The sequence below is a fragment of the Bacillus sp. JJ1127 genome, from assembly GCF_036965845.1.
Classification (GTDB): Bacteria; Bacillota; Bacilli; order Bacillales; family Bacillaceae_G; genus Bacillus_A.
This window is the reverse complement of the sequence record NZ_JBALQK010000431.1, coordinates 2,036-2,835: the sequence shown is the minus strand read 5'-3', so window position 1 is coordinate 2,835 and position 800 is coordinate 2,036. Positions and strand designations below refer to the sequence as shown.

The following is an 800-nucleotide window of genomic DNA, read 5'->3' as shown; positions in this document are numbered from 1 at the left end:
TAATTATAGGGATGAATATGGTTAAAATATAGTATGGTATTAAGGTGTTCAAGATTCAGGTGTAAATAGGGTAGAATTTGCATCTGAATCTTGAAATATATATTTGTCTCTAAAAGTTTAAATAGCTTTAATCATTAATTGTGATTGAGGTATATATAGTAATTGAGCTGTTAAAGAAGCTGTTATATTTGTAAAAGGATATGTTCCCTTATACGGGAAATTACTATATACTATTTCATTAATTTCCATAGGTATATAATGTTTTTTAAGTATTTGTTGAGAAATGCTATTTGTACAAGCACCAATCAAATCAAAATCTCTCTTAGCTATTTCTTGAATTGCATGTGAGATAAGAGCAGTGACTACTCCGTTTCCCATCCAATCTGGATGACAAGCTCCCATATCTAGGTAGACCAATTTTTCTTTATCTAGACGGGAGAATTCTATTGAATCTGTTTCTAACGCATCTAGTAGATGAAAAATTGGATCCATTTGAGGACAGATTTGGGTTGCTTTTTCTTTATCGATTAGTGGCTGAGTTACTTTCCTTGCTAAAAGAACGCCTATTATTTGAGAGTTTTTCATTGCTACAAATGACATAGATTGAGAAACAGCTTGATTTACCATCTCTTCACACATTTTTTGAAAAGGTGTAAGAGGGATTTGCAACCCACTCACAAGGGGTTCACTTTTTACAAAAGAATGTGCAATTAAGCTAGCTGCCTCTTTAATATGGGGTGTTTCTAGTGTTTCTATATTCATATGTTTTTCCTCTTTTCATAATATATATCCATTTTGAT

The 800-nt window shown here is 31.8% G+C and carries 1 protein-coding gene; it reads right to left on the bottom strand.

Features of this window, described 5'->3' with window-relative positions; genetic code table 11:
• Positions 1-117: 117 nt before the first annotated feature.
• The gene (locus V7183_RS25550) at positions 118-762 is read right to left on the bottom strand and encodes a hypothetical protein (protein ID WP_335361290.1); all 645 of its coding nucleotides are present in this window, start codon (positions 760-762) and stop codon (positions 118-120) included.
• Positions 763-800: the final 38 nt, after the last annotated feature.